Annotated in this window: 20 protein-coding genes and 1 tRNA gene; 9 read left to right on the top strand and 12 right to left on the bottom strand. The window is 62.6% G+C overall.

The features are described from left to right. Nucleotides 1–307 precede the first annotated feature (307 nt). Complete coding sequence (locus HY556_09705; GenBank protein ID MBI4394053.1) at nucleotides 308–2,395, top strand: hypothetical protein; 2,088 nt, start codon at nucleotides 308–310, stop codon at nucleotides 2,393–2,395. A 44-nt stretch (nucleotides 2,396–2,439) separates the two neighbouring features. On the opposite strand, the gene HY556_09700 is transcribed toward HY556_09705, so the two are convergent. After that, nucleotides 2,440–3,291: a ribose-phosphate diphosphokinase gene (locus tag HY556_09700; GenBank protein MBI4394052.1), complete on the bottom strand. Its 852-nt coding sequence runs from the start codon at nucleotides 3,289–3,291 to the stop codon at nucleotides 2,440–2,442. 222 nt (nucleotides 3,292–3,513) lie between these two features. On the opposite strand from HY556_09700, the gene lonB reads away from it, so the two are divergent. Beyond that, entirely contained in the window at nucleotides 3,514–5,502 is a 1,989-nt protein-coding gene (gene lonB, locus HY556_09695) for an ATP-dependent protease LonB (protein ID MBI4394051.1), read from the top strand. A 230-nt stretch (nucleotides 5,503–5,732) separates the two neighbouring features. After that, a complete protein-coding gene (locus tag HY556_09690; protein MBI4394050.1) occupies nucleotides 5,733–6,626 on the top strand; it encodes an Mrp/NBP35 family ATP-binding protein in 894 nt (297 codons plus the stop codon). Nucleotides 6,627–6,635: 9 nt separating this feature from the next. Here the strand turns inward: HY556_09690 and HY556_09685 are convergent, their stop codons facing one another. The 6 genes from HY556_09685 to uvrB form a co-directional block, all read right to left on the bottom strand. After that, complete coding sequence (locus HY556_09685; GenBank protein MBI4394049.1) at nucleotides 6,636–7,418, bottom strand: hypothetical protein; 783 nt, start codon at nucleotides 7,416–7,418, stop codon at nucleotides 6,636–6,638. Further along, entirely contained in the window at nucleotides 7,415–10,264 is a 2,850-nt protein-coding gene (gene uvrA, locus HY556_09680; protein MBI4394048.1) for an excinuclease ABC subunit UvrA, read from the bottom strand. Before uvrA ends, HY556_09685 begins: the two co-directional genes overlap by 4 nt. Before the next feature lie 39 nt (nucleotides 10,265–10,303). Continuing rightward, entirely contained in the window at nucleotides 10,304–11,290 is a 987-nt protein-coding gene (locus HY556_09675) for an asparaginase (GenBank protein ID MBI4394047.1), read from the bottom strand. Between the two features lie 44 nt (nucleotides 11,291–11,334). Beyond that, nucleotides 11,335–12,555 carry a hypothetical protein gene (locus HY556_09670; protein ID MBI4394046.1) on the bottom strand — a complete coding sequence of 407 codons (1,221 nt, stop codon included), beginning with the start codon at nucleotides 12,553–12,555 and terminating at the stop codon, nucleotides 11,335–11,337. A 95-nt stretch (nucleotides 12,556–12,650) separates the two neighbouring features. Then, nucleotides 12,651–14,207, bottom strand: a complete 1,557-nt coding sequence (locus HY556_09665) for an exo-alpha-sialidase (protein MBI4394045.1) — start codon at nucleotides 14,205–14,207, stop codon at nucleotides 12,651–12,653. A gap of 51 nt (nucleotides 14,208–14,258) precedes the next feature. Beyond that, nucleotides 14,259–16,298 (bottom strand): excinuclease ABC subunit UvrB, encoded by a 2,040-nt coding sequence (gene uvrB, locus HY556_09660; GenBank protein MBI4394044.1) that lies wholly within the window; start codon nucleotides 16,296–16,298, stop codon nucleotides 14,259–14,261. Between the two features lie 318 nt (nucleotides 16,299–16,616). Between uvrB and HY556_09655 the strand changes: the two genes are divergently transcribed. The 4 genes from HY556_09655 (at nucleotide 16,617) to HY556_09640 (ending at nucleotide 19,017) form a co-directional block, all read left to right on the top strand. Further along, a complete protein-coding gene (locus HY556_09655) occupies nucleotides 16,617–17,003 on the top strand; it encodes a DUF4383 domain-containing protein (GenBank protein ID MBI4394043.1) in 387 nt (128 codons plus the stop codon). 110 nt (nucleotides 17,004–17,113) lie between these two features. Next, a tRNA-Ser gene (locus HY556_09650) sits at nucleotides 17,114–17,197 on the top strand. A gap of 731 nt (nucleotides 17,198–17,928) precedes the next feature. After that, nucleotides 17,929–18,123 carry a hypothetical protein gene (locus HY556_09645; GenBank protein MBI4394042.1) on the top strand — a complete coding sequence of 65 codons (195 nt, stop codon included), beginning with the start codon at nucleotides 17,929–17,931 and terminating at the stop codon, nucleotides 18,121–18,123. Nucleotides 18,124–18,246: 123 nt separating this feature from the next. After that, a complete protein-coding gene (locus HY556_09640; protein ID MBI4394041.1) occupies nucleotides 18,247–19,017 on the top strand; it encodes an alpha/beta fold hydrolase in 771 nt (256 codons plus the stop codon). Nucleotides 19,018–19,042: 25 nt separating this feature from the next. Here HY556_09640 and HY556_09635 read toward each other — a convergent pair whose 3' ends face one another. Both HY556_09635 and HY556_09630 read right to left on the bottom strand, forming a co-directional pair. Further along, nucleotides 19,043–19,378 carry a response regulator transcription factor gene (locus tag HY556_09635; GenBank protein ID MBI4394040.1) on the bottom strand — a complete coding sequence of 112 codons (336 nt, stop codon included), beginning with the start codon at nucleotides 19,376–19,378 and terminating at the stop codon, nucleotides 19,043–19,045. Next, a complete protein-coding gene (locus HY556_09630) occupies nucleotides 19,375–19,803 on the bottom strand; it encodes an HIT family protein (GenBank protein MBI4394039.1) in 429 nt (142 codons plus the stop codon). The genes HY556_09635 and HY556_09630 overlap by 4 nt, the downstream gene beginning before the upstream one ends. 158 nt (nucleotides 19,804–19,961) lie before the next feature. Between HY556_09630 and HY556_09625 the strand changes: the two genes are divergently transcribed. Further along, the gene (locus HY556_09625) at nucleotides 19,962–21,167 is read left to right on the top strand and encodes a cation:proton antiporter (protein ID MBI4394038.1); all 1,206 of its coding nucleotides are present in this window, start codon (nucleotides 19,962–19,964) and stop codon (nucleotides 21,165–21,167) included. A 58-nt stretch (nucleotides 21,168–21,225) separates the two neighbouring features. Next, entirely contained in the window at nucleotides 21,226–21,807 is a 582-nt protein-coding gene (locus tag HY556_09620; protein MBI4394037.1) for a dCTP deaminase, read from the top strand. 18 nt (nucleotides 21,808–21,825) lie between these two features. Here HY556_09620 and HY556_09615 read toward each other — a convergent pair whose 3' ends face one another. From HY556_09615 to HY556_09605, 3 genes are all read right to left on the bottom strand, one after another. Further along, nucleotides 21,826–23,109 carry a hypothetical protein gene (locus HY556_09615; GenBank protein ID MBI4394036.1) on the bottom strand — a complete coding sequence of 428 codons (1,284 nt, stop codon included), beginning with the start codon at nucleotides 23,107–23,109 and terminating at the stop codon, nucleotides 21,826–21,828. 4 nt (nucleotides 23,110–23,113) lie between these two features. Further along, nucleotides 23,114–24,157, bottom strand: coding sequence for a carboxypeptidase regulatory-like domain-containing protein (locus tag HY556_09610; GenBank protein ID MBI4394035.1), 1,044 nt, complete (start codon nucleotides 24,155–24,157; stop codon nucleotides 23,114–23,116). 233 nt (nucleotides 24,158–24,390) lie between these two features. After that, nucleotides 24,391–25,278, bottom strand: a complete 888-nt coding sequence (locus HY556_09605) for a PKD domain-containing protein (GenBank protein MBI4394034.1) — start codon at nucleotides 25,276–25,278, stop codon at nucleotides 24,391–24,393. Between the last annotated feature and the right edge of the window lie 180 nt (nucleotides 25,279–25,458).

Raw genomic sequence — 25,458 nt, 5'->3', positions numbered from 1 at the left:
CTTGGTCTTCCTTGCGGAAGTCGCGCTTGCGTCGTTGGTCATAGCAAATCACAACCCGTCGAATGGCGTTCTCGGAAAGCCTGCGGGCCTTGCATGGGTCCGGTACGGCATCCATCGGCCTGGGGACCATGCGAAGCCTCAGCGTTTCCACGCGCGGAGCCGGGCTCATGGGCATCAAATTTCCCCTATTTAAGCGCTCGGGCTTCGTCGAAGGGGAAAATCCGGCGGCTGAGAGCCGCAACTTCCGGGCAACACCGTGGGCTTTACCAAAACTTGTTTTTAGGTGCGTCTTGTTGACCACGGGTTAATGCTTTCGCGGACCCCCTTGTTTCTGGCTGGCGCGCTACTCGTGGCACTCACGGGCCTCGCGTCCGCTGCGCCCGTGGCAGCGGAGTATGAGGTCGAGGTCCTCGACGCCGCGAAAGGCCTCCTCGAGGTCACACTCACGCTCAAGAACCCGGGCGTTCTCCGCGAAATCGATTTCCTCACCGCGGACCACACTTTCACCGTGAGCGACGTCCGATCGCCCACGTCCGACCCCTTCACGTTCGACGATACCGACGCCGGCTATCGGTTGAAAGTCGACGACGAGACGGAGACCGTGGTCTGGAAAGTGCTGGCTCGCAAGGGCGCATCCCGCGCCGGCGAGTACAACGCCTACCTCGGCCCAGATTGGGGTGTTCTAAAGGGCGACGCGATCGGGGTGCCCTTCAGCTACAGTTACGCTGACACGGCCGCCGGGCCTCCCGAGTTCCAGACCACCGTGCGGTTCACGCTTCCCACGGGTTGGACGGTCGCGGCCCCCTGGAAGAAGATCGGCATCACCGCTTTCGAACTGCCCGGAAATGACGGGAACCCGCGAGGTTTCATCGCCCTAGGGCCCTTTTCGCCGGTCGAGGCGGAGCGCGCCGGGAAGACCTTCTCGTACGTCGTCCTTGGCGCGGGCTATGCGGGAGGGTCCGAGGAGCTTTTCGATTACGTGGAGGCGGCTACCCCATACTATCTCGACGTCTACGGGCCGGTGACAGGAGAGGACATCCTGCTCATCAACGCGCCGGATCCGATGTTCCGTGGCGGACTCGGAAGCGAAGACTCGCTCTACGTGCACGACAACGTCTCGCTCAAGACCCTCGCCCACGAGTACGCCCACGTCTGGCAACGGTTCCTCACGATAGACGCGACGCCACGCTCCCCCGAACTCGATTGGGGCCGCGCCGAGATCGTCAACGGGACGTCCCTCTGGCTCAATGAGGGCGACGCCGACTATCATGGCCCCGTATCGCTTTTCGTCACCAATTTCTGGACGCGAAAGCAACTCGACGACCACTTCAAGGACGTGGAGAAGAAGGCGATGAAGGACGAGAACGGCCTTTACTATCCTCTGACGAAGGCCGCGTACGGGACCGCGCTCGAGGACGTGATGTACAACAAGGGGGCCATGACGCTCAATTACCTCGACAGCATCCTCAAGGAGAACACCGATGGCGCGGTGACGCTCGACGCCTTTCTGCGGGTCATGAACAAGAAGTACGCGGAGAAGAAGGTCACCAACGAGATTGGGAGGAGGGAACTGGAGAACATGACGCAACGCGGGTTCGGCTCGTTCTTCAATTCCTTCGTATACGGGCAGGATTACCCGCCTTATGTCGCGATCAACACCAACCAGACGCTCGTCCTCGAGGACCTCGCTGTCTCTCCTGAGCCTGCCCTTCCCGGCGACGAGTTGACGATCACGCTCACCGTATCAAACGCAGGTTCGTCGCCCGTGATCCGGGAAATAGCCGTGAACGTGAACGACACCTTGCTCGGGACGGCCGATGTGAACGTCCTCCCAGGAGAGCGCCAATCGTTCCCCTTCAAGCTTCTCGCGCAGTCGCCGGGCACGTATGTCGTTCGCGCCGTCTACCTTTCCCACGAATTCAAGGTCCTGGTCCCGGCTTCCTTCATACTTGAGAACGTGAGCCTCACGCCCGATGCCGTGGAGGCGGGCGAGGAGATGAAGTTGAACTTCACGTTCGTGAACCGCGGGGAGACCGCGGGGACACTCACGGCGAGTGTCCTCGACAACGGCAAGCGCCTGTGGCCTCGCGACGCGCCCGAAGAACTTGAGATGCCGGAGCGCGCCACACAGCGCATCACGTTGACGATCACCCTCAACGGCGGCGACCACGAGCTCCAGATCCTCGGGACTTGGCCCGGCGGCGAGGTGAAGAAGACGCTAATGGCGAGCGTCTCCGGCGGCGCGCCGTTCGACCCCGGCGACTTGGGCCTGCCGAAGTTCCCGATCGGCGGAAACGACACGGGGCTCCCGGTGCCGGGGCCTGGAATCGCATGGTTCGGACTCGTCGCGATCGCGGCTGCCTTGTTACCGCGCCGACGCCGACCTAGAGAATAGATGCGCTGGAAGGTTGCCATCGGCGACGCTCGAAGACCCGCCGGTCACAGTGCTTTCGCGATCGACTTCGCGACGGACACGACCGACACCGACGACTCGACCGTATCGGTGGCGATGACGTCGTCGCACACCGTCCTGATGTGCGCGAGCGCCTCGGCCGCGAAAAGCCCGTGGGTGCAGGCCGCCATGACCTTCTGCGCTCCTTGTTTCTTCAACTCCGCCGCGGCTTTCATCACCGTGCCGCCGGTGGATATTATGTCGTCCAGGATCAAAACGTTCTTGTCCCTGACCGAGAGGTTCTTCGGTCGCAGTTCCACGGTGTGCGCGTCGAGCCGCACCTTGTCCAGATGGTCCGCGTCGACCCCCATGATCGCCGCGCACGATTGCGCTCTCTCCAAAGCGCCCTTGTCGGGTGCGAGCACCAGGTCCACGTGCTTTGCCTTGACGTGCTCGGCGATCGTCGGCACCGCCGTGACGCTTCCCGCCTTGCATTTGAAGAACGAGAGGATGTGCTCCTTGTGGGGGTCCACGGTGACGAACTCGTCCGTGAAGCCCTGGATGAGCCTCGCCACGACCTCGGCCGAGACGGTCTCTCCCGCCAGGAAGACGCGGTCCTGGCGGCCGTAGGCGTAGTACGGCACGATGGTCGTGATGGATTCCGGTCTCTGGCGCCGCACCGCGTCGCCCAAGAGGAGCAACTCCACCAGCGCTTGATCAGGGTGCGTCGTCGCGACGATGACGACGCGTTCCCCCGCGACATCGCTTTTGAGGCGGACGTACGCCTCGGTATCGGGGAAGCGACGCCTCTCCAGCTCGCCAAGCGACGCGCCGGTCTCGGCGGCGAGGCGGGAGGCAAGGCCTTGAGACTTCGATCCACCGAGGATGATCATACTCACTATGCCGCGAACCATCCCGCGCGGTAAATAACTTGGCGGAGGCGTGGCCGCTTCGGCGGACAGCAAGACCACCTGGGCCAGATCGGGCAGTCCCGGGCGGCGCCGCTTGGAAACCATTTCAGCGGAGGTTCCACAACCAATATATACGCCGACCCATTAGTTGACATTATAAGGAAAACCACGAAAAAGGCGCGCGGCCCCGCCTTCTTCCGAAGCGATTTTATGCCCGAGAACGAGACACAGACAGAACTCCCGCCCGTCGACGACTGGGTGCGGAAGCTTTCCTACAACACGACTTCGGACATCGACGTCCCCGATATCCTCATCCACCAGGTCATAGGACAAGACCGGGGCGTCGAGGTGGTCCGCAAGGCCGCCGAGCAGCGCCGGCACGTGATGCTCATCGGGGACCCTGGCACGGGGAAATCCATGCTTGCGAAGGCGATGGCGGAGCTCCTTCCAAAGGACGAACTCGAAGACCTCATCGCGTACCCGAACCCGGAGGACCCGCACGCGCCGAAGATCCGCGTCGTCCCGGCCGGCAAGGGCCGCGAGATCGTGCAGGCGCAGAAACTCGAGGCCGCCAAGAAGCAGGAGAAGAAGGCGATGTTCCAGCTCATGATCGTCGCCGGCATCATCCTCTTCGCCGTCCTTTACGTGATCCGCAACCCGGCGAACCCTGAGATCCTGATATTCGGGATCATCGCGGCGGCGATGCTGTTCCTCGTGATGCGGCAGATGACGCAACGGGAGACGGCGCTTGTCCCAAAGCTCCTCGTTTCGCACAACCAGACGGACAAGCCACCGTTCATCGACGCGACGGGCGCTCACGCCGGGGCCCTATTGGGCGACGTGCGCCACGACCCATTCCAATCCGGCGGCCTAGAGACCCCCGCCCACGAGCGTGTCGAACCGGGCGCAATCCACAAGGCGCACAAGGGCGTCCTGTTCGTCGACGAGATAAACATGCTGCGCCTCGAGAGCCAGCAGTCGCTACTTACGGCGCTCCAGGAGAAGCGCTTCAACATCACTGGACAAAGCGAGCGGTCGAGCGGCGCGATGGTCAAGACCGATTCCGTGCCTTGTGATTTCATCCTGGTGGCGGCCGGGAACCTCGACGCGATCAAGCCGACCGATCCCTTCCACCCCGGAATGCACCCGGCGCTAAGGAGCCGCATACGCGGCTACGGGTACGAGATCTACATGAACAACTTCATGGAGGACACGGAGGAGAACCGCATGAAGCTCGTGCGGTTCGTGGCCCAGGAGGTCAAGAAGGACGGGAAGATCCCGCACTTCGACATGGGCGCCGTGGCCGAGATACTCCGTGAAGCGCAAAGACGCGCCGGACGCCGCGGGAAACTCACGCTTCGACTTCGAGAGCTCGGCGGACTCGTGCGCGTCGCGGGCGACGTCGCCATCGAAGAGAAGGCGCCCACGGTGACGACCGCGAACGTGTTGAAGGCGAAGAACATCGCCCGGAGCCTCGAACAACAGGTCACGGACCAGTACATCGAGCGCAGGAAGGATTACAAGACGTTTCTCACGAGCGGCGGGGCCATCGGCCGCGTAAACGGCCTCGCCGTCATCGGCGGCAGTGAAGTCGGGGAGCCGTCGGGCATAGTGCTCCCCATCGCTGCCGAGGTCACTCCCGCCCTTTCGAAGAGCGAAGGCAAGGTCATCGCCACGGGGAAACTCGGGGATATCGCGAAGGAAGCGGTGCAGAACGTCCATGCGTTGATAAAGAAGTACACGGGCACGGACATCTCGAACCACGACGTGCACATCCAGTTCGTCCTCGCTCACGAGGGCGTCGAAGGCGATTCCGCGTCCATATCGGTGGCAACGGCCGTGATATCCGCGCTGGAGGAGATAGAGGTCGATCAGAGCGTCGCGATGACGGGATCGCTTTCGATACGCGGCGAGGTCCTTCCAGTCGGTGGGGTCACGCCGAAGATCGAGGCCGCCGTAAAGGCAGGTCTTAGGAAGGTCATCATCCCGAAGGCGAACATGCAGGACGTCCTTATCGAGGAGCAATACCGGGCCCGCGTCGAGATCATCCCGGTTGAAAGCCTCGATGAAGTCCTCGACCAGGTCTTGAAGACGGGAAGCGCCAAGAATGGGCTTCTAGCCAAACTCATCAAGATCGCTCCGAAGCCGAGTTCGATGCTTCCGGACACGAAAGGCGGTCGCGGACCCGTAGCGGGCTGAGGGGCGCCACAGATGCTGACCGACCGCGCTTAGACCGGCTTCTGGTTTTTTTCCGACCCCTGTCCCCCCACCGCTGGTAGTCTCTTTATAGAGCGTCGCGTTAACCCGCGTACATGGCGGACGACGGCCACGAGGGTCACTCGCACGGGGCCGGCGGCCACGGCGGCCAGATGGACCCCGACTCGCCGCAGGCGAAGGCAGCGGCTGCGAGCTTCGCGCGGCGCGTCGAGATGCTAGACCGGATCCGCACCAACATGGCGGCCATTCGCCACAAGATCGTTGTGATGAGCGGGAAGGGCGGGGTCGGCAAGTCCACGGTGGCCGCGAACCTCGCGATCGGGATACAACGGGCCGGGAAGTCCGTCGGTCTCATGGACGTGGACCTGACGAACCCCAACATCCCGAAGATGTTCGGCATCGAGGGCCGGCGCCTCGCCGGGGAGGCCGACCTCGTGAAACCAATCGAGGTCGCCGGCGTCGCTGGCGGGGGAACAGATCCGGATAGCACCAAACGCATGGCGATCAAGGTTGTCTCCACGGGCCTCTTTCCGGCCGAGCCCGACCAACCAATCGTGTGGCGCGGGCCGATCAAGCAGAAGATGATCCAGAACTTCATCGGCGACGTCGTCTGGGGCGAGTTGGATTACCTCGTCATCGACTTGCCGCCGGGGACAAGCGACGAGCCGCTCTCGATCGCGCAGGAGATCCCCGGCATCGACGGGACGATAGTCGTCACGACACCGCAGGAGGTGTCGATCGACGACAACAAGCGGAGCCTCAACTTCGCGAAATCGCTGAACCTCAAAGTCCTAGGTGTCGTCGAGAACATGAGCGGCTTCACGTGCGACCCGTGCGGCACGACCACCGACATCTTCAGAAGCGGCGGCGGCGAACGGCTCGCGGATGAACTCGACGTCCCATTCCTTGGAAGGATCCCGATGGACGTGCGCGTCATGACCGGCGGCGATTCGGGAAGACCATTCATGCTCGCCCACGAGGGGCCAGCGGCCGCGGCGTTCGACGGCATCGTCGCAAAGGTGCTAGACACTTGCGAGAAGAACCCGCCGGTCGTCGCACCGAAGTTCAAGCCGATGTACGGGCCGGGCGGAAGTCAAGAGCCGTGACCCGTCTCATCACAGCTGGTTTCTCTTCTTGAGTTGCGAGACCAACCCGCTCGCCCAAGCCTCCGGAATCGCCCTCGCCGGATGCGGGTACGCGATGACCCTGGCCTTTCCCAACTCTGAGCTCAAGGCTTCGCCGAGCGCCGCATCCACCTCCTTGCCCAATAGCACGGCCGCACGCGGTCTTGCGACCCGGGCGGCGTCCAGCGCGCATTCGACGCGGATTTCTTGAAGATGCGTCAGGAGTCTACTGGCGGCTTCCCGTCCGATCGTCGCGTTAGCCGCGCGCTTGAAATCTGCGGGAGTCCGGTTCTTCCCATCGGAATCCATGAAAAGTAGCGGGCATGGGTTTGCGACAAAGACGCGTGAAGAACCTTCTTCGGCGTTCCCGAAAGCCTTCTCCAAGAAAAGGTAGACTCTCACGGACGACGCCTCGTGCGTCATCGAGAGGAACGGTTGGAGGTCGGGTGGAGCGAGGCCGGGGAGCTCCAAACGTTCGCCCGAGGCAACGAGCGCGTCCCGCAGGCGTGGAAGTTTCGTCTTTATGCGTCTCACGTCCGTGAAGGGGATACCGGTCTGTCCCATACCGTAGGGGCCGGGATTGAGCCCGAAGAGCAAGACGGGCGATTCCGAGGGCGGATATGTCTCAAGGTGCCGCGTGTGCCACTTCTCGCCGTAGAGGCCTGGGTTCCATACCTTGAAGCCGGTCGCTTCGCGGATGCGCTTCGATTCCGCGTCCCAGGGGGTCGCGACGCGGCGCCACTGCGCGACGTAGTCGCGGACGGTGGCGCTCAAGCCGGACCCTTCGGGGCCGCCTTCGCGCGATGTTTTCCCGCCGCCAACGTCGGCTGAAGGAACTGCGCGGTGTGCGTCTTGGAAGCGGCCACTTCCTCGGGCGTGCCTTCCGCCACCACGTATCCTCCACGCTCCCCGCCATCGGGCCCGAGGTCTGTTATCCAGTCCGCGGTCTTTATCACGTCGAGGTTGTGCTCGATGACGATCAACGTGTTGCCGGCGTCCACCAGCCGGTTCAGGACCCCGAGTAGTTTCCTGATGTCGTCGAAGTGGAGGCCCGTAGTGGGCTCGTCGAGGATGTAGACGGTCTTTCCCGTCGCCCGCTTCGAAAGCTCCGAGGCTAGTTTTATCCGCTGCGCCTCGCCGCCCGAGAGTGTGGGCGCCGGTTGGCCGAGCTTTATGTAACCGAGCCCCACGTCCTCCAGCGTCTGGAGTTTGTTCCGGATCGACGCGATGGCTGCGAAGAACGGCAAAGCCTCCGAGACGCTCATGTCGAGGATCTCCTTGATGTTCTTCCCCTTGTACTTGATCTCCAGCGTCTCCCTGTTGTACCGCGCGCCCTTGCAGACATCGCAGTGGACGTAGACGTCGGCGAGGAAATGCATCTCGATCTTCACCATTCCGCCGCCTTCGCAAGCTTCGCACCGACCGCCTTGGACGTTGAAGCTGAAGCGGCCAGGCTTGAAGCCGCGCTTTCGGGACTCCGGGACGGCCGCCAGAAGATCACGGATCGGCGTGAAGGCCCCCGTGTAGGTCGCGGGGTTGCTTCGCGGCGTGCGGCCGATCGGCGACTGGTCGATGATGATGACCTTGTCCACGTGTTCCACGCCGTCTAGCCCAGCGTGCTCGCCGGGCTTCTCGTGGCCGAGGTTGAGCCTGCGCGCGAGCGCCTTGTAGAGCACCTCCGTCACCAACGTGGACTTCCCGGACCCTGAGACACCGGTGACGCAATTGAACAATCCGAGGGGGAACGTGACGGTCACTTTCTTCAGGTTGTTCTCCGACGCTCTCTTGACCGTGAGCCGCCTGCCGTTGCCTTTTCTACGTCGCTCGGGGACCGGGACGCTTTCCCGGCCGCTCAGGTAACGCCCCGTGAGCGACTGTTTCGCCGCTTCGACCTGCTTTGGCGTCCCTTGGGCGACGACGTGACCGCCTTGCTCGCCCGCGCCGGGGCCCAGGTCGACCACGTAATCCGCGGCGCGGATCATCCCCTCGTCATGTTCTACGACGATGAGCGTGTTGCCTAGGTCGCGTAGCCCCTTCAGGGTCCCGATGAGGCGTTCGTTGTCGCGTTGATGGAGGCCGATCGAGGGTTCGTCGAGGATGTACAGGACGCCGACGAGGCCGGACCCCACTTGGGTCGCCAGGCGGATCCGTTGTGCCTCCCCACCGGAGAGTGTCCCGGAGGCCCGGTCGAGTGTCAAGTATTCGAGGCCCACGTTCGCCATGAAACGGAGGCGTTCGCGTATCTCCTTCACGATGTCTTTCGCGATCTTCCTTTGCCGATCGGTCAGTCTCGCTTCGGCAGTCTCAAACCACGGAAGGAGGCGTTCGACCGGCATCGCCGTCATGTCGTGGATGGATTTCTCCTGGATGGTGACCGCGAGTATCTCGGGCCGCAGCCGCTTGCCACGGCAGGCGCCGCATGGTTTCGTGCTCATGAGTTCGGAGATGTCCTCACGTACTCCTTGCGAGCCCGACTCCTTGAAAAGGCGTTCGAGGCGTGGTATCAGGCCTTCGTACTCCGTGTAGGATTCCCAAAGGAAGTTCGACTTCTCGCCCTTTCCCTCATAGCGTTGATGGAACTTCTCGTCGCTTCCGTAGAGGACCATTTCCCGGGCCTTTTCGGGAAGCTTCTCCCATGGCGTGTCGAGGTCGAACTTGTAGTGGCGGGCGAGGTTCTCTATCTCCCGGATTATCCAAGTGTGCATCCGCGTCGCCTTCCAGTCAAAGCATCCCTGGCGAAGGCTCATCGAAGGGTCCTTGATGACCGCGCCGGGGTCTATCTCCATTGATATGCCGAGCCCGAGGCAGGAAGGGCATGCCCCGTGCGGACTGTTGAACGAGAAGGAGCGCGGGGCGATTTCGGGAAGCGAAACGCCGCAATCGGGACATGCGAAATTCCCGGAGAAGGTGAGGTCTTCCTTGTCGGTGGCGAGGGTCACGACGTTCCCGCTCAATGTCATGGCGCTTTCGACCGCTTCGTTCAACCGTTCCTCCGCGTCCGGCGCCACGACCAGCCTGTCCACCACGATCTCTATCGTGTGCTTCTCGTACCGAGCGAGCCCCCACACGTCGTCGACGGTGCCGTACTTTCCGTTCACGCGCACACGTTCGAAGCCTTTTGCCTTGTAGTCGGCGAAAACCTTCTTGTACTCGCCTTTGCGGCTCCGAACCACGGGCGAGAGGACCTGGACCTTGGTGGCGGCAGGAAGCTTCAACGCCTGTTCGACGATCTCTTGCGCCGTCTGCGCACGGACCACGCGGCCGCAGTTCGTGCAATGCGGGATGCCGACGTGGGCGTAGAGGAGCCTCAGGTAATCGTATATCTCGGTTATCGTGCCGACGGTCGAGCGCGGGTTGCTCCCCGCTGCCTTCTGGTCGATGCTTATCGCCGGCGAAAGGCCGTCGATCGAATCGACGTCCGGTTTCTCCATCTGGCCGAGGAACTGGCGGGCGTAGGCCGAGAGACTCTCGACGTAGCGGCGTTGGCCTTCCGCATAGATGGTGTCGAATGCGAGGCTTGATTTGCCGGAGCCGGAGAGTCCCGTGACGACGACGAGCTTGTTGCGGGGCAGCGTGAGGTCGATGTTCTTGAGGTTGTGCTCACGCGCACCCTTGATCATGATGGAGTCGACGACCACATTCGGCTAACTTGGAAACGCCTATTTCTCCTTTGTGGGGGGTGGAACCAAAGTGATGGACGCCTCGATGCGACCCACGACCCATCCCGCGAAATTCTTCACGACGGGCGCCGCCACGGGATCCAACCCCGGCGCATCGAATCCCAGGGCGCGCATGGTCGCAAGCATCGCAGGCGCCACGGCTCGTTTCTCCCCGTCTTCGACTTTCAAAGCGATGCCGATCCCCCGGCCGATCACTCCAGCGCAAAAGAGGCCCTCGGCTCCTGCCTTGGCGACGAGTCGCGGCGCGGAACGCATGAGTTTCGTGTTGAAATGCGACTCGCCGGCGACCATGTCAGGGTGGGCGATCATGGCGTCCCTCACCCGTTCGAGGGCGATCTTGTGCCTCCCAACGGGGTTCGCGAGTGTTGCGAAACCGCGCGCCATCGCAACGAGCGAGGTCCCGAACGTGACCACACCGCAACCGTCCACGGCTTCGTGAAGAGGCGCATTTGAGTCGCCGCAGAGTTCGCCGACGACGTTTCGGCAGCGCGCCTGGACCGGGTGGGAAGGGTCCTGATATGATCCGAGCGCTTCGCCAAGATGCTTGGCCGTGGCGAGCATCCCGGCGTGTTTTCCCGAGCAATTGTGGTGGACGGCGGAATAGTTCTCCCTGAGTATCCGCGCGACGGAATCCGTGTACGGACGGTGGCGCCCGCACTTCAGATCCTTTTCCGAGAGGCCCGCCCGGGAAAGAAGCGACGACACCGTCCCCACCTGTTTCGGTTCCCCGCCGTGCGAACCGGTCAAGATGGCGAGTTCCTCATCGGAGGCGCTGAACGCCTTCGCCGCGCCACTTTCGATGAAGGGGACCGCCTGGAACGGTTTCGCGGACGAACGAAGGAAGGTCGTGAGGGCCGGGTCCCCACAACCCGCTACCAGGTTCCCCTCCACGTCGACGACCGCCACCGACACGCGATGCAAGCTCTCGACGAGGTCGCCGCGCCAGACTTTCACGACGGAATCCATCGACCGGCGAAGAATGTTTACGGCTTAAGATGATTGCTCCGGCGTCACGAGGGGTCGCGCGAGGTCCCTCGGCGCGTCGACGCCTCATGCGCAGCTTCCACGATGCGTTCTCGCAACCGTAAGACGCCCTCGGAAACGCCGGTCATCCCGCCGGGGCTCCCCGGCGTGGCCGCGCGAGACCCCTGGAGGGCGATGAGGCCGGTGAAAAGCGTCGTGATGCCCAAACCGACGAAGTAGCCACCCAGCCAACCGACTACGAAGCGTTTTCCCGCTACGTACCGCGCGACCTCGCCGCCGCAATCGATCAACGAGCGACAATCCACTGACGAAGTCCCGACCCAGAAAACGCCGAATACGCCGACGGAAAGAAGGGCAAATCCGAAGAATGTCAACACGGTCCCGTGGTTGGAGAGCTTGCGCTCCGTCCAAGCCCTGTCGGAGTGCTCGACGACGCCGGCCACGAGGGCGGCGTACTCGCTCCGGAAGCGTTCCAGTTCCGCCCTCCGGATGAGACCCCGCGCGTAATAGTCATCGAGCATTTCGTCGAGGGCGCGGCGTGTTCCGGGCGCGTCCATCTCGTCGATGTGCTTTCCTGACGTACCGTCCGCCACAAGCCCCGCGCCCAATAGGGCGACAAGCGATAGTGCTGCGACGAACACGAACTCAAGTGTCCGGCCCTCATAATGCGTGGACCCGAATGCAGATCGGGGCGGAGCGCCGGCCGGCACGTTGAAAGCGACGTACAGGCCGTAGAGGAAGAGCAGGACGACGCCCATGAGAACGACGAGACCGATGGCCGTTCGAAGACCCGATACCCGATGGCCTGGAATGAAGAGGGGAGCGGCAGGGAGGATGAACGCAGCGGAAACCAGGAGACCTATGCCGACCGACTGGGCCACGTTCGGACGTGCACAGGACGCGTCATCGGCACAAGATAGCCCCCAAAGAAGGGGTGCAACGACAAAGATCAGTAGACCCAACACGCGAAATCGGCCCGGGATCCGGGCCCGGAGGCGAAACGTCCCCAGGACCATCATCGTCGGAAGCAGCAAAGCCGCAGCGACCGTGCCCAATAGGCTGAGAACGTCGCGTCGGGAGGAAAAACCAGATGCGCCTCGGATGTCGAATGGCTGGCCGGCGATCGAACTCATAAGTATGATCGCGCCCGGTGTCACAAGCAACAGTCCTGTGACGAGCCCCGCAGCGCCCACGCCCGAGACGAGCGGGCCGATCCGCCGCGAGGGGCCAAGAACGACGGTGGACATCCTGGCAAGGGCTCTTGCGGCCTTCTCTGTCAGCCCAAGCGGGCGGGACGCGGGGGGACTTCGGGTGGGGCCGGAGGGACCGGCAACGTCCAGACCTACACCGCCCTCACGATGCGCCCGACCGCGGCCTGGGCCCCCCCGGTCACGGTCGTGGGGAAGGAAACGTAGACGACGTCTCCCGACGTCCCGATCGCGATGTAATCGCCGATGAACGGGAAACCGTTCTGGTGGACGCCGAGGTCGCCGTCGAAACCGTGGTCCGTGAGCCGGATGTTCGTGAACGAAGCCCCGCCGTCAGTCGAGTACGCGTAAGTGGCGTCAAGAAGGCGGTCGCCGGCGTCGTACGACCGGTCCATGTACACGATGTGGAGCACACCGTCCGCGCTCACCGTTGGGCGAACCATGAACTGGTAGTTCTTCGAGTATTCGTTCACGCGCGCGGGCGAGCTCCAACTTGCGCCCTTGTCCTTCGAAACGGAGGCCAAGATATCCGAATCCCCAGTGCGGTTGTCGGCCCAGACGGCGTAGAGCGCCCCTTGGGACCCGGCCGGGGAGCGGTCGACGGCGAGTTCGATCGCGCTGAACGCCCTGAACCGCGTGTTCGGCAACGGCGAATCGATCGGCGTCATGTTGAAGACCTTCCGGGGTTCCGAGAACGTCTTGGCGTCGTCCGTGCTCGTCGAAAGGTAGACGTCTCCACCGTCGGTGAGTGCTAGATAGACGGTGCCGTCGTTCGCCGCGGTGAAACCGGTGATCCCCAACTTCCCCCTCAGATCGGGGTTCGTGGACGCAACATGCGTCGGCGGGTCCACGGTCATGCCGCCGTCCCTGGTGCCTGAGACCACCGCGACGCTCCCCTCGGGCGTGATGGCGTTCCAAGTCGCGTACACGGACCCCGTCATCGGATTCCAGGTCATGCGCGGGTAGTCGTGGAACACGCACCCGGCGTCGCCCGCGTCCATCGTGAGGATGCGGGGCCACGTGAGGCCGCCGTCGGAACTCATGGCAAGGTAGAATGCGCTACCGTCGTGGCGGCCACAAGTCGGGACCGGCGGCTCGACGGGCGGGGGGACCGGTGACTCGGGTTGGTCAGGGACGCTTTTCAAGGTCGAGTAATCGTACGCTTGCAGAGCATAGTAGGCGATGCCGTCCCCGTCGAAGACCATTATCGGGTCCGTGATGCATTGCCAACCGTAGAGCGGGTCCGTGGGTTGCCTCGTACCGTTCTTCCCGCCGATGTAGACAGTCTGCCACGTCTTTCCCCCGTCCTTCGTGACGAGCGGCACCGACCAAACGCATCCCGAGGCGTTGCGGTCAAGGTCCTTCGTACCGATGATCACGTTGTTCGGGTCCTTCGGGTTGACCATGAGGTCGTATTCCGTCTTCGATTCAGGCGTGACGCTCGCGCGGGCGAGGCATCTCTCCGGCCAATCCGGCTGGACGGCGATCGCACAATCGACGCGGTACTGGACGATCGGCGTGCCCGGCGGCACGTTGGGCTCGCCCGGGGCGCGTCCTCCCCCGCCAGTGGCTCCCGTTCCGCCGGCAGCGCCGGAGCCGTTCGCCCCGTCGCCTTGGTCAGAGCGCTGCGTACAGCCCGACAGGACGAGCGAAATGAGCATCAATCCCACGATGAGCGGTTTCGGCGACATCGGACGGCCCTCCATGACTTCCGACTCATAAAGGATTTTCCGTGGAAGCCCTTACCGGGCCCTCGCGCCCCATCGCCCTCGCCCCTTCGGCCGTTCTGGACCCGCTTCCACGCCGCCTTCCTGCACTATCCCCGCAAGCCCGCGAAGCTCTCGTATCTTGTCCCTCATGGCGGCGGCCTTCTCGAAATCCAAGCGCTTTGCGGCGAGGAGCATGGACGCCTCTAACTCGCCGATGATGACGAGCGTCTCGTCCTGTGAAAGGACGCCTTTCGGGACCTGGACCGTGACCTCCGGTTTCTTCGCGATGCCTTTCATTTCGCGGATCGCCTTCTCGATCGTCTTTGGCGTGATCCCGTGGGACTCGTTGTAGGCCACCTGTACCGCGCGGCGCCTGTCCGTCTCATCGATCGCCTTTCTCATGGAATCCGTGACCTTGTCCGCGTACATTATCACGGAGCCGTTCACGTTGCGGGCGGCGCGGCCGATCGTCTGGACGAGGGCGGTCTCGCCGCGAAGGAACCCCTCCTTGTCGGCGTCGAGGATCGCCACCAATGACACTTCCGGAAGGTCGAGTCCTTCCCGCAACAGGTTGATCCCGACCAAAGTGTCGAAGTCGCCACGGCGGAGCCCTGTAAGGATGTCGATCCGGTCCAACGTGTCGACATCGGCGTGAAGGTAGCGCACCTTCACGTTGAGGGACGTATAGTAATCGGTGAGGTCCTCCGCCATGCGTTTCGTGAGCGTGGTCACCAGGACGCGCTCGCCGCGTTTCGCCCTTGAGCGGATCTCGCCCAATAGGTCGTCGACCTGCCCTTTGATGGGTCGCACGACCAGCACGGGGTCGACGAGGCCCGTGGGCCGCACGAGTTGCTCGACCACCTGGTCCGAGGTCTCGCGCTCGTATGGACTCGGCGTGGCCGACACGTAGACGATCTGTCCCACCCGTTTTTCAAATTCCGGGAACTTGAGAGGCCGGTTGTCAAGCGCTGAGGGAAGCCGGAAGCCGTATTCGACCAGTGTTGCCTTTCGCGCCCTGTCCCCTTCGTACATGCCTCGCACCTGCGGCATCGTGACGTGCGACTCATCGATGAAGGTGAGGAACCCCTCGGGAAAGTAATCGAGAAGGGAGTAGGGGGGTTCGCCGGTCTTCCTTCCGGTGAAATGGCGTGAGTAATTCTCGATGCCGTGGCAGTAGCCGACCTGGCGAAGCATCTCAAGGTCGAATCGGGTCCGCTGTTCCAGCCGGGCGGCCTCAAGGACCTTCCCCAGGCGTTTGAGCTCGGTAATCCTCACGTCGGCCTCGGCTTCGATGGACTTGCAGACTTCCTCCATCCGATCCGGCGGCGTCACGAAGTGCTTTGCCGGGTAGATGATGGCGCGTTCCAGTTCCGCCTTCTTCTCGGGGAGCAGAGGGTCGATGCGGGCGATCGATTCGACGTCGTCGCCGAATAGCCCTATCCGGTAGACGGTCTCCCCGTCCGGAAGAAAGACGTCTATGACGTCGCCGCGGGCCCGGAACGTGCCGGGCTTGAGGTCCATGTCGTTTCGCTGGTACTGGATGTCCACGAGCTTCCGGAGCATCTCCTGCCGCTTGACCTGCCTTCCCTTCTCGATCACGAGGTGGAGGTCCCGGTATTCGCGGGGGTCGCCCAAGCCGTAGATGCACGACACCGAGGCGACGACGATGACGTCGTTTCGCACCATCAACGATTGAGTGGCACTGTGGCGGAGCCGCTCGATCTGCTCGTTGATGCTCGTTTCCTTGCCGATGTAGGTGTCGGTCTGGGGGACGTAGGCTTCGGGTTGGTAATAGTCGTAATAAGAGACGAAGTACTCGACGGCGTTTTCCGGGAAGAATTCGCTAAACTCCTCGTAGGGCTGCGCGGCGAGCGTCTTGTTGTGGCTGATGACCAGTGTAGGACGGCCGGCCCTCATTATGACGTTGGCCATTGTGAAGGTCTTGCCCGAACCGGTGACGCCAAGAAGCGTCTGGCGGCGAAGGCCTTCTCTAAGCCCTTTGCTGAGCTTCTCGATCGCCTCCGGCTGGTCGCCCTTTGGTTGCAGCCCTGCCGCGAGCTTGAAACCCGACACGCTCGGCAAAGCGCACGGCGTTATTTCAATGTCTGGCGGAGAGGTCCGGAACGGGTGGTCGAGCCGCGGGAGGGCGGTTCCGGGCACGCCTGTCCCTTTCTGGCCGTCCGGGCCACGCTGCAAAACCGACACGTTAAAGAACGGACCGAATTCAAGGCGCGGTTTGCCAAAATTTGGGCCAATTTCGCCCCCCACCTAAACTAAACCTTTTCGCCGACCGCCATCTTTCATCACGAATTTCGTAAATCACTTTGAAAACCCTTATTTACCGGCCATTTAATGGAGGCGCAGTCGGGTCAGCCGGCTAGGTGAAAGAACATGGAGAACATGACAAAACTGTACGCGCAGGTGACCGGGATAGTATTCCTACTGGTCGGTATCATCGGATTCGTCATGCCGACGATCGTTCCCGGCTTCCTGCACGTGAGCACAACGCACAGCATCGTCCACGTCGTTCTAGGCCTCATCGGCCTCTACGTGGGCTTCATGAACACTGAGACGAAGATGATGACGATGTACGCGCAGGTCTTCGGGGTCGTCTACGTGCTGCTGGCCGTCATCGGCTTTGCTTCGCCCACGATCCTTGAGAGCCTCGGCGTCTTCACCGCGGGCCAACCCGCCCTCGGCGGAAACGTAGTGCATGTCCTCGTCGGCGTCTGGGGCCTTTGGACGGGCTTTGCCGCGCCAAAGACCGCGGCGGCCTGAAACTCCCAGGTTTCGTGAGTGGCGGCGGCGTTTGCCGCCGCCCATCCGTTTTTTGGTCATTCTGACGTTCAGTTAATTACCCTCCAGCTTCTTGCCGCCCACGTCCAATTGCGGAGGTAGCCAAGCGGCCTACGGCGCCGGTCTTGAAAACCGGTGGGCGAAAGTCCTCAGGAGTTCGAATCTCCTCCTCCGCGTCCACCATCCCCAACAGTCCCAAGTGGACGCGGACCCCAAAGGTCTAGGAGGAGATGAGAACGAGCCGGACGAGCGCAGCGAGTCCGGCGGAGTTCGAATCTCCTCCTCCGCGCTCCCTTCCCCGAATGTCCCCAAGGAGCGCGGACCCCAACAGGCTAGGAGGAGATGAGAACGAGGAGGCCGACCGAAGGGAGGCCTCCGGAGTTCGAATCTCCTCCGCGTCCACCACCCCATACAGTCCCCAAGTGGATGCGGACCCAAAAGGTCTAGGAGGAGATTAGAACGAGGCGGACGACTGGAAGGAGTCCGCCGAAGTTCGAATCTCCGCCTCGGCGTTCACCTTCCCAAACCGCCCCTAGTAGCGCGGACCCCGAAAGCCTACGCAAGTCTTCGACCACACGCGGTACTTGACCACCGACGAGCGCACCCACGATCTTCACGCCCCGGCGTGCAAGGCCGCCACGTTCACATCGAATGCCAAGGAGGGAACGACCGGAGAATGGACAGAATATGTTCACTTTCACCGAGTTACGTTGTTCGCGGACTCGGTGTTTCTAAGGAGCAAAAGGCGCATACTTGGGAGCGTCACTGTCCAAGAAATCTCACGAAACCCACGCGCTCTCCTTGGAAATTCAGGAGTCGGGAATCTCGTGGGGGTATTTCTAAGGAGAGGATTCGCATCAAAATGCAAACCTTAAGATAGGGATTGGCCGTTTTCTCCTTGGTGACTATGGTGCCATTCGAGCACAAAGGCTACACCCTACACACAAGGCAAGTAACGTTGAACGGCGGCCGAAAGCAGACCATCTACTTCTTCGCGAAGACAGGGAACAAGCCCAAGAGCGGCAAGCCCTGCGACAAGCCGGAGGAATACAAGGTCGGCGTCAACAAGCGGACCGGCCTCCCCTACCTGAAGAAGGCCTAAGGGGCATCGGCCCCGTCATTGATTGCCGCGTCATGGCGGCAAGTCCCCGGCTCCAGGCGTTCTGGGGTCGGGTGTTCCCCCTTTTCCCGCAAACCGTTTACGAAGGAGCGCTGCTTCTCCGCCGTGGATCGTGACCCCCTTCTCCCTGCGCTCATCGTGGTCGCCCTGCTCGCGGGTTGCGTCGGCCAGGACATCCCCATTGTGGACAAGGGGGAAAGGGTCGCGTTCGTGACCCCGGACGGCTTCGGCCTCAAGGGGGTCTACCACGCGCCTCCGCCCGTTGGCGGGAACTCGTCCAAGACGATCGTGCTCTTGCACCCGTACGGCACGTCGCGCGCGGATTGGGGGAATTTCCCCGCCACGCTTTCCGAGGCGGGGTTTGCCGTGCTCGCGTTCGATTTCCGTGGTCACGGCGAAAGCGATGAGAAGAACGGCACGAAGGCGTCGTTCAGGAACTTCACTGCCGAGGACGTCGCCATGCTCCCGCTCGATGTGGGGGCCGCCGTATCCTTCCTCTCGGTCGACAAGCATAGATCGTTTGACGGGTTCGAACTGGTGGGGGCCTCCGTCGGCGCGAACGCGGCGGTGACCTACGCTGCGAACGACACGAGAATCGGCTCCATCGCGCTCATCTCACCCGCGATCGACACGGCCGTAATGGATCTCAAGCCGCCCATGGAGACGTACGGAGGCGCCTTGTTCGCCGCCGCGTCCAAGGGCGACACAAACAGCGCTTCGGCCGCGCGCTACGCCTACGACCATGCGAAATCGGTGCGGGACCTCGAGCTCCTGGAGGGAAGCGCGCATGGCGTGGCGCTCTTCAGCGGGAGCGCGCTTTCGGAGCGACTCCTCGCGTGGCTGGCAAAGGACAAGACGACCGTTCCGCCCGAGTAGGCCTGGCGAGGAAAGGTGTCGCGGTCTATGGGCGAAGGATCCCTGGCAGCGCTTCGAAGAACCTCGAACGGGAAAGCACCTGGTGCGCTCCCGCCTCCCGTGCTCTTCTCGCCACATCGGCCTCGACGTGGGAGACGAACGCTATCACGCGGCAACTTTCCCGCGCCGTCAACTCGGGAATGAGGTTCAACGGGTCGAAGGCGGGGGCGTCGAGGTCGAGAAGCACCAAGCCGCCGTCCGAAGCGGCGCCAAGAAGCGTCTCCCGGTTGGTCGCGAACTCGACTTCCTGTCCGCTGGCGCGGGCCGCGATCTGGATCTTGGAGGTGAACATGATGTCGTCGACGCCGGCTATCACTTTCATGACGCCTCCTCTTTCAAGCATTTTCTGATGGCTTCGGCGACTTTCAGGGTCTCCTCCGGCGGTTCCTCGAGCCGGTCCGGGAAATGATGTGTGGTGTCTCCGGGCCTGCGTGGGATCAAGTGGACGTGCACGTGGAAAACGATCTGGCGGGCCGAGGCGCCGTTGTTCTGGCCGACGTTGAGTCCGTCGGCGCCGGTTGCTTTCTTGACGGCCCGGGCGACCCGCGCGGCGACCTGGTACAGACGTCCCACGTCCGCGGGGGCCATGTGGAACATGTCACGAGCGTGGGCCTTTGGCATGACAAGCGTGTGGCCGTGCGTGATCGGATGTTTGTCCATTATCGCGACGTGCGTCCCGTCGTCGAACACGATGATCCCGGGCCTCTGTCCGACGATTATTGCGCAGAAGACGCAAGCGTCCGTCACGCCCGGAAAGCGGCGAGGACGGCTATTTGATTGTCGCTCGAGACCCGATTTCGCTTTGAGGCGAGCCCGTCGAAAGGGTAGGCGCGAAACGCTCTGACCGACGGCCGGTCGGAGCCGTATCACAACAATTATCCGTGTTTCCACCCTGTTTCGCGGACGTGGTAAGCGGGAGCGATTATGTCATCTTCGAGCTCTTCGCCATATTCCTCGCCGCGAAGGTGCTTGGTGTCCTGGTCTCCCGCGTCCACGTGCCGACGATAATAGGCGAGATCTCGGCGGGCCTCATCCTCGGGAACACGTTCCTCAAGGACTTCGTGTTCCCGGCGACGTCGGCGGAGGTCCTGCGCCTCTTCGCCGAGTTGGGCGTGATCTTTCTCATCTTCGAGGTCGGACTCGAAACCCCCCTGTCGGAGCTTCGCAAGGTCGGCCGCCTTGGAACGCTCGTGGCGTTGAGCGGCGTCGCCGTCCCTTTCGCGGCCGGCTACGCCCTCGGCGTCTACAACACGCTGTCGCAGGTGGAATCCCTTTTCCTTGGCGCGGCGCTGGTCGCCACGTCGGTGGGAATAACCGCGGCGGTGCTTGGGAACCTTGGGATAATCGGGAGACGCGAGTCCCGGGTGATCATGGCGGCCGCCGTCATCGACGACGTCTTGGGGCTAGCAGTGCTCACGGTGGTGCAATCGGTGGCCGTCGGCGGCGGGGCCTCGGTGTTCTCCGCCGGCCTCGCGATCATGGCCTCGCTTGGCTTCGTCCTCGTGTTCGCGCTTTTCGGCGAGCGCCTCGTGAACCGCGCCATCCAAAAGGCGCCCGGTTGGGTCGGCAAGGAGCCGAGCATGCGCATGGTGCGTGGGGCGGCCATCGCGGCGTGCCTCGGGCTTTCGGCGCTTGCGGCGACTTTCGGCCTTGCAGCCATCATCGGTGCGTTTCTTGCCGGGATGGCCTTCGCGGGCTTACGCGAATCCTACCAGCTCGATCACGCCTTCGTCTCGCTCAAGGAGTTCCTCGCGCCGTTCTTCTTCGTCTTCGTCGGTGCGCAGGTCCAGCTCGGCGCCGTTTCGGGTTCGGCGTTTTTCATCGCTTCGGTCGTGGTCGTGGCGATCGCGACGAAGCTCGTCGCCTGCTACGTCGCCTCGATGTCGCTCGGCGCAAGATCCGCGCTCTTCGTCGGCGTGGGGATGATCCCACGCGGCGAGGTCGGCATCATCGTCGCCCTGATCGCCTTGGGCATCCCCGGTGTCTCTCGGGACCTCTACTCCGCCGTGGTCGTCATGTCGCTTCTCACCACTTTGGTCACACCGTTCCTCCTGACGCGCCTTGCCCGCGGGTTACCAAGGGACGAAAGTCACATCGCGCCATCCTTTTGAGGCATGCCGGTGGTCGACGCAGGCAAGGGGTTTTAGGCGGGACGCCGCTTTCCCGGCGATGATCTTCAGCGACCTGGACATCAAGGCACGGCTCAAGAAGGGCGACCTCGTCGTCGACCCGCTAGATGACCCCGACCTCCAGATCCAGCCTGCATCCATCGATTTGCGGCTCGGCAACGAGTTCCGCGTCTTCAAGACACCGCACATCCCGTTCATCGACCCAGGCGACACGACGGTCGCGAAGGAGTACACAGAGGAGATGCATGTGAAGGACGGTGACGCGTTCATCATGCACCCCGGCGAGTTCGCGCTTGGGACCACGTTGGAGCGCGTGAAGATCCCGAACGACCTAGTCGCCCGCGTCGAAGGCAGGTCGAGCTTCGGAAGGCTTGCCATCGTCGTCCATGCCACGGCGGGTTTCATAGACCCAGGTTTCGAGGGCAAGATAACGCTCGAACTCTCAAACCTGGGCAAAGTGCCTGTGGCGCTGCGGCCACGGACGCGAGTCTCGCAGATAGTCATCCATCAACTCTTGAGCCCTGCCGAGAAGCCATACGGAGCGGCGCGAGGCAGCAAGTACCAAGGCCAGATGGGGCCGGAAGCGTCAAGGATAGGCCAAGACCGACCCGTTAAGATGTGAACTGCGAAAGCGCGTCGCTTAACGCCGTTTCTTCCGTCTACCGAAGGCCACCGCGGCAAGGGCCGCAATCACGAACAACCCCTCGAATCCCGGGGCGTTCTTCGGGCCTTTTTCGACGTCCTCAAGGTCGAACGGCTTGATCTCGTCGCCGCTCGCCGCGATCGCCTTGCCGGCCTTCCCGCCCTCGTCGATGTAGAAATGTGCTGTCTTCTCGGCCATGGCGGTGTGTTGGAGGTTCCAGGCGGATGTCGTGACTTTATATTCTCCCGGCACGGCATCGTCATCGCGGTAATCCCAAAGGTAGGTGACGGTCACTGCGTCGAAGTGGTGGTTGTGCTCCCAAGTCCGTTGTACGACGACTGGTTGGGAAAGGCTCTTCGCCTCCGAGGGGCCCTGGATCGTCACCGTCGTTGATGACGCGTCAACATCGTAGTTTCCAAGGGGCGAATTCAGGTAATTGTGGATGACCAGTTTGTCGCCCACAAATTGCGGGTGGATGTCCTGGAGCACGACCGGATTCCTGACCCAAAGATGAACGCGGTTCGGGTAATCTTTCCCCGTGTGCAGTTCCCAGTCACGCTGGACGAATTCGGCGCCAGAAGCCTCATCTTTTACCTGGTACCATTCGAACTTGATGTTGAAGTCCTCGTCTGCCTTGATCACCTCGCGTTGAGGCTTGCCGAGGTTGATCACGATTTCATAGACCTTGGGATCACTGGGGGTGACGATCATGTCCACAAGAGCCTCGCCTTGCGCAACTATCGGTTGCTTGTCCAGATCCTGACCGATGTCATCGCCCAAACGAATCGTGGCTCGGACCTTGAGTTGCGCGAGCACACCAAGGTCAACGCCCGGGGCAAAACCGACTGTCCTGGTCGATACCGAGTCTGCGGACATGTACCAGTAGGCGACAATATCCTTGCCTGGCTCCAACTCCATGTCCATTGCGATGCCGCGCTCCGGGTGCAAACGGGGCCCGACGACGCCCCCAACGGTCTCGGTCACATTGTAGTGCACGGGGCCGGGGGTCGAGTAAAAGTAAAGATAGTTTTGAGTGTCAAGATCCTGAACGCCGGTCCTCAATGTCGGGGTCCCAAAGTTGCGTCCCAAGTCGCTAGCGGGGGGGACCTCGGTATTTATCGGCACCTTGTTCAACAGGTCGAACACGTGTCCGTAGAGTTTCACTTCGACGGAGGGGCCCGTGTAGCCGGTGTTGGTCGCGGCGGATGCAACGGGAGCGAGGAAGAAGGCTACGGCCATGAGGGTTGCCAAGAGGATGCCTGTCCCTGTTCGCCTTGTCACCTGTTCATCTCCGCGAGATCGAGTAGCCGGACGGGGCCGGTTCGTGGTAGAATACGCTCACATATACGGAAAACCTTTGTTGTATCGAGGCCGAGGCGCCCGCCTTTTCATCGGGGCTTCCGGCCCACCATGGAAACACCCGCCACTGCAGGGCGCCGCCCTTCATCGTTATATTGCGGCCCTCGTTCCCGTCGCCCTCCCGCGAGCAGTACTCCTCCGGGGCGATGATGTCGTCGGGCGGGTATTCGCCGGCGCAGACCTTAGTCATGTTATCGTCGACCTCCAGCATCCGGGCCACGTCGATCTCGACGCGCAGCGGGCTCTTTCCGTCGGCGCGCCCATATTCGGTGCGGGGATCGTTCGAGATGAGGTCGGGCTCGACGATGACGCTCGCGCCTCTTCCCGTAACACCGCTCTGGTCCCAGACGAGTTCGACCACGATCGACTTCACGTCCTTGCCGATGAAGAAGCGGTCCATGAAGTGGTCGTTGGTGACGTTTCCCTGTTCGAGGATGTCCTGGCTCACGATGTTTCCCACTGAGCACGCCGAAACGCCCCGGATTGGCGGATTGGGGACTTCGCCGCCCGGAGTCGAAACTTTGTAGCCCCAAGAGGCGGCGCACTCCTGGAACCCGGCGAACTCCATCTTGTCGATGAATGGCGCGGTCGTCCCGAGTGGATCGAGCATGAATTCGAGTTTCTCGATCTTCGCGCCGGAGACGCTCAAAGTCTTCACGCTCGACGCATACCCCTCGTAGACGGCGACAAACGCGTAGGTGCCGGGCGTCACCTTGCTGAAAGCGAAGCTCCCGTCCTCGAGGGCCTGGGTGGCCGTCTCAAGTTCGCGGATGGTGACGGTCGCGCCCACTAGCGGCGAGTACGAAGGGTCGACCACGATGCCTTCGACGCCGCCAAGTTCGACGGTCGTCTCGGCGGTGGCTATCCGTTTTTCGGCGCCAGGGTCCGACGGGGGGCTCACGCAGCCCGAAAACGCGAGGACGACGAGTCCCGTGGCGACTAATGCTATGGAGGGTCTCGCGGCAACCATTTTGACGCGTTAGACTTCCCCCGGCCGGTATTAGCCTTTACTGCACGACTCTTCCCCGCCATATATAAACCTCCAAGGAGAAAGCACCTGATCCGCCGTGGGGGCGCGGTTGGCTTTGGGCGTGGTCGCCCCGGAGTCCAACGCATCGTCGCAAGGGCCATCCTCACCCAGCCACCGCTTGGCCCCGTGGCTGCGCGTCTTGGGAGCGTGCTACGTTCGACCGATCGGTGGCCTTAGACGTATTCGATGGTTACGCGCAACGTGTAATCGACCGCCGCGCCGGCGACGAGGCGCACCTCCGCCGCATATTGGCCGGTGGAAAGTAGGATCGACGAGTCGAGCGTCAGGGATTCCGGCTGGCCCGCCGGCTTCGCTCCGCTCGCCACCGCCTCATCCGTCTGGTTCGGGGCGAAGATGAACAGGTCGAGGTTCTCCGTCGTGGTCACGCCGGGCTCGTAGGAAAGCCTGATCTCGGCGACGACGGCGCCGTCGGTGACGTTGAACGAGTGCCGGCGGTACGACCTCCCGTTCTCGGCGTCTCCGCCCTGCACGTAAGCGATGGTGAGGGTGCCCGTGAAGGTCTCCTCGTGGCGAACGCCGATGACCGCCTCCGAACTTGCGTTCCTCCCGAAGGCGTCCTCCACCGTGAGGTTCACGACGCGGCGCCCGGGGGAAAGGTACGAATGCATGATGTTCGAACCGTTCTTCACGTTCCCATCGCCTAGACGCCAGACATAGTTGACGATGTGGGCGGAGATGTTCGCGTCGGCGAAGGTCGCGCTGATGTTCACGTCTTCCCGTACGGCGACCGAGTTCGTGGTGTTGCCGGTGGCATCGACGACCCCGATCGTCGGTGCCGTGAGTTCGAAGCGGGGAACGGTGGTGTTGCCGTCGTCGCCGGTCTCGTTCCCACCATCGGTCCCTCCGCCGGTCTGGTTGCCGGTGCCGGTGTCGCCGCCCGTGCCCGTGCCGTTACCCGTGGAGCCGTCGCCGGAATCTGTCCCGTCCCCGAAATCGACGCCGCCGTTCGTCGCCGGCGGCGTTGACGAAGTGCAGCCCGCAAACGCCACACCCATGAAAAGTACCGCGATTCCGATTACGTTGGATCTGCTTTTTGCCATTGGACCCGGATTCAATAGTGCGGCCCATATAGATTGTGGATTGGTCGCTTATAGGAGCAAAGTGGAGCTTGGAATGCGGGCGCTTCGTCAGCGGCCTATCCGGAGATCCGTCGATGATGCCTGTCGCCCCGTGGCGCGGGATGCGGGCCGAATCGTACGGCGGCGCCTATGCCGGGCAGG

The organism is Euryarchaeota archaeon (assembly GCA_016207515.1).
GTDB lineage: Archaea > Thermoplasmatota > SW-10-69-26 > JACQPN01 > JACQPN01 > JACQPN01.
This window is presented reverse-complemented; position numbering and strand designations above follow the sequence as displayed.

Bases quoted from the DNA above. Each gene is read 5' to 3' on its own strand.
- HY556_09610 (MBI4394035.1), bottom strand. From the start codon at position 24,157: ATGGTTGCCGCGAGACCCTCCATAGCATTAGTCGCCACGGGACTCGTC.
- HY556_09670 (MBI4394046.1), bottom strand. From the start codon at position 12,555: ATGTCCACCGTCGTTCTTGGCCCCTCGCGGCGGATCGGCCCGCTCGTC.
- lonB (MBI4394051.1), top strand. From the start codon at position 3,514: ATGCCCGAGAACGAGACACAGACAGAACTCCCGCCCGTCGACGACTGG.
- HY556_09655 (MBI4394043.1), top strand. From the start codon at position 16,617: ATGGAGAACATGACAAAACTGTACGCGCAGGTGACCGGGATAGTATTC.
- HY556_09705 (MBI4394053.1), top strand. From the start codon at position 308: ATGCTTTCGCGGACCCCCTTGTTTCTGGCTGGCGCGCTACTCGTGGCA.
- HY556_09645 (MBI4394042.1), top strand. From the start codon at position 17,929: ATGGTGCCATTCGAGCACAAAGGCTACACCCTACACACAAGGCAAGTA.
- HY556_09675 (MBI4394047.1), bottom strand. From the start codon at position 11,290: ATGGATTCCGTCGTGAAAGTCTGGCGCGGCGACCTCGTCGAGAGCTTG.
- HY556_09605 (MBI4394034.1), bottom strand. From the start codon at position 25,278: ATGGCAAAAAGCAGATCCAACGTAATCGGAATCGCGGTACTTTTCATG.
- uvrA (MBI4394048.1), bottom strand. From the start codon at position 10,264: ATGATCAAGGGTGCGCGTGAGCACAACCTCAAGAACATCGACCTCACG.
- HY556_09665 (MBI4394045.1), bottom strand. From the start codon at position 14,207: ATGTCGCCGAAACCGCTCATCGTGGGATTGATGCTCATTTCGCTCGTC.
- HY556_09690 (MBI4394050.1), top strand. From the start codon at position 5,733: ATGCTAGACCGGATCCGCACCAACATGGCGGCCATTCGCCACAAGATC.
- HY556_09635 (MBI4394040.1), bottom strand. From the start codon at position 19,378: ATGAAAGTGATAGCCGGCGTCGACGACATCATGTTCACCTCCAAGATC.
- HY556_09620 (MBI4394037.1), top strand. From the start codon at position 21,226: ATGATCTTCAGCGACCTGGACATCAAGGCACGGCTCAAGAAGGGCGAC.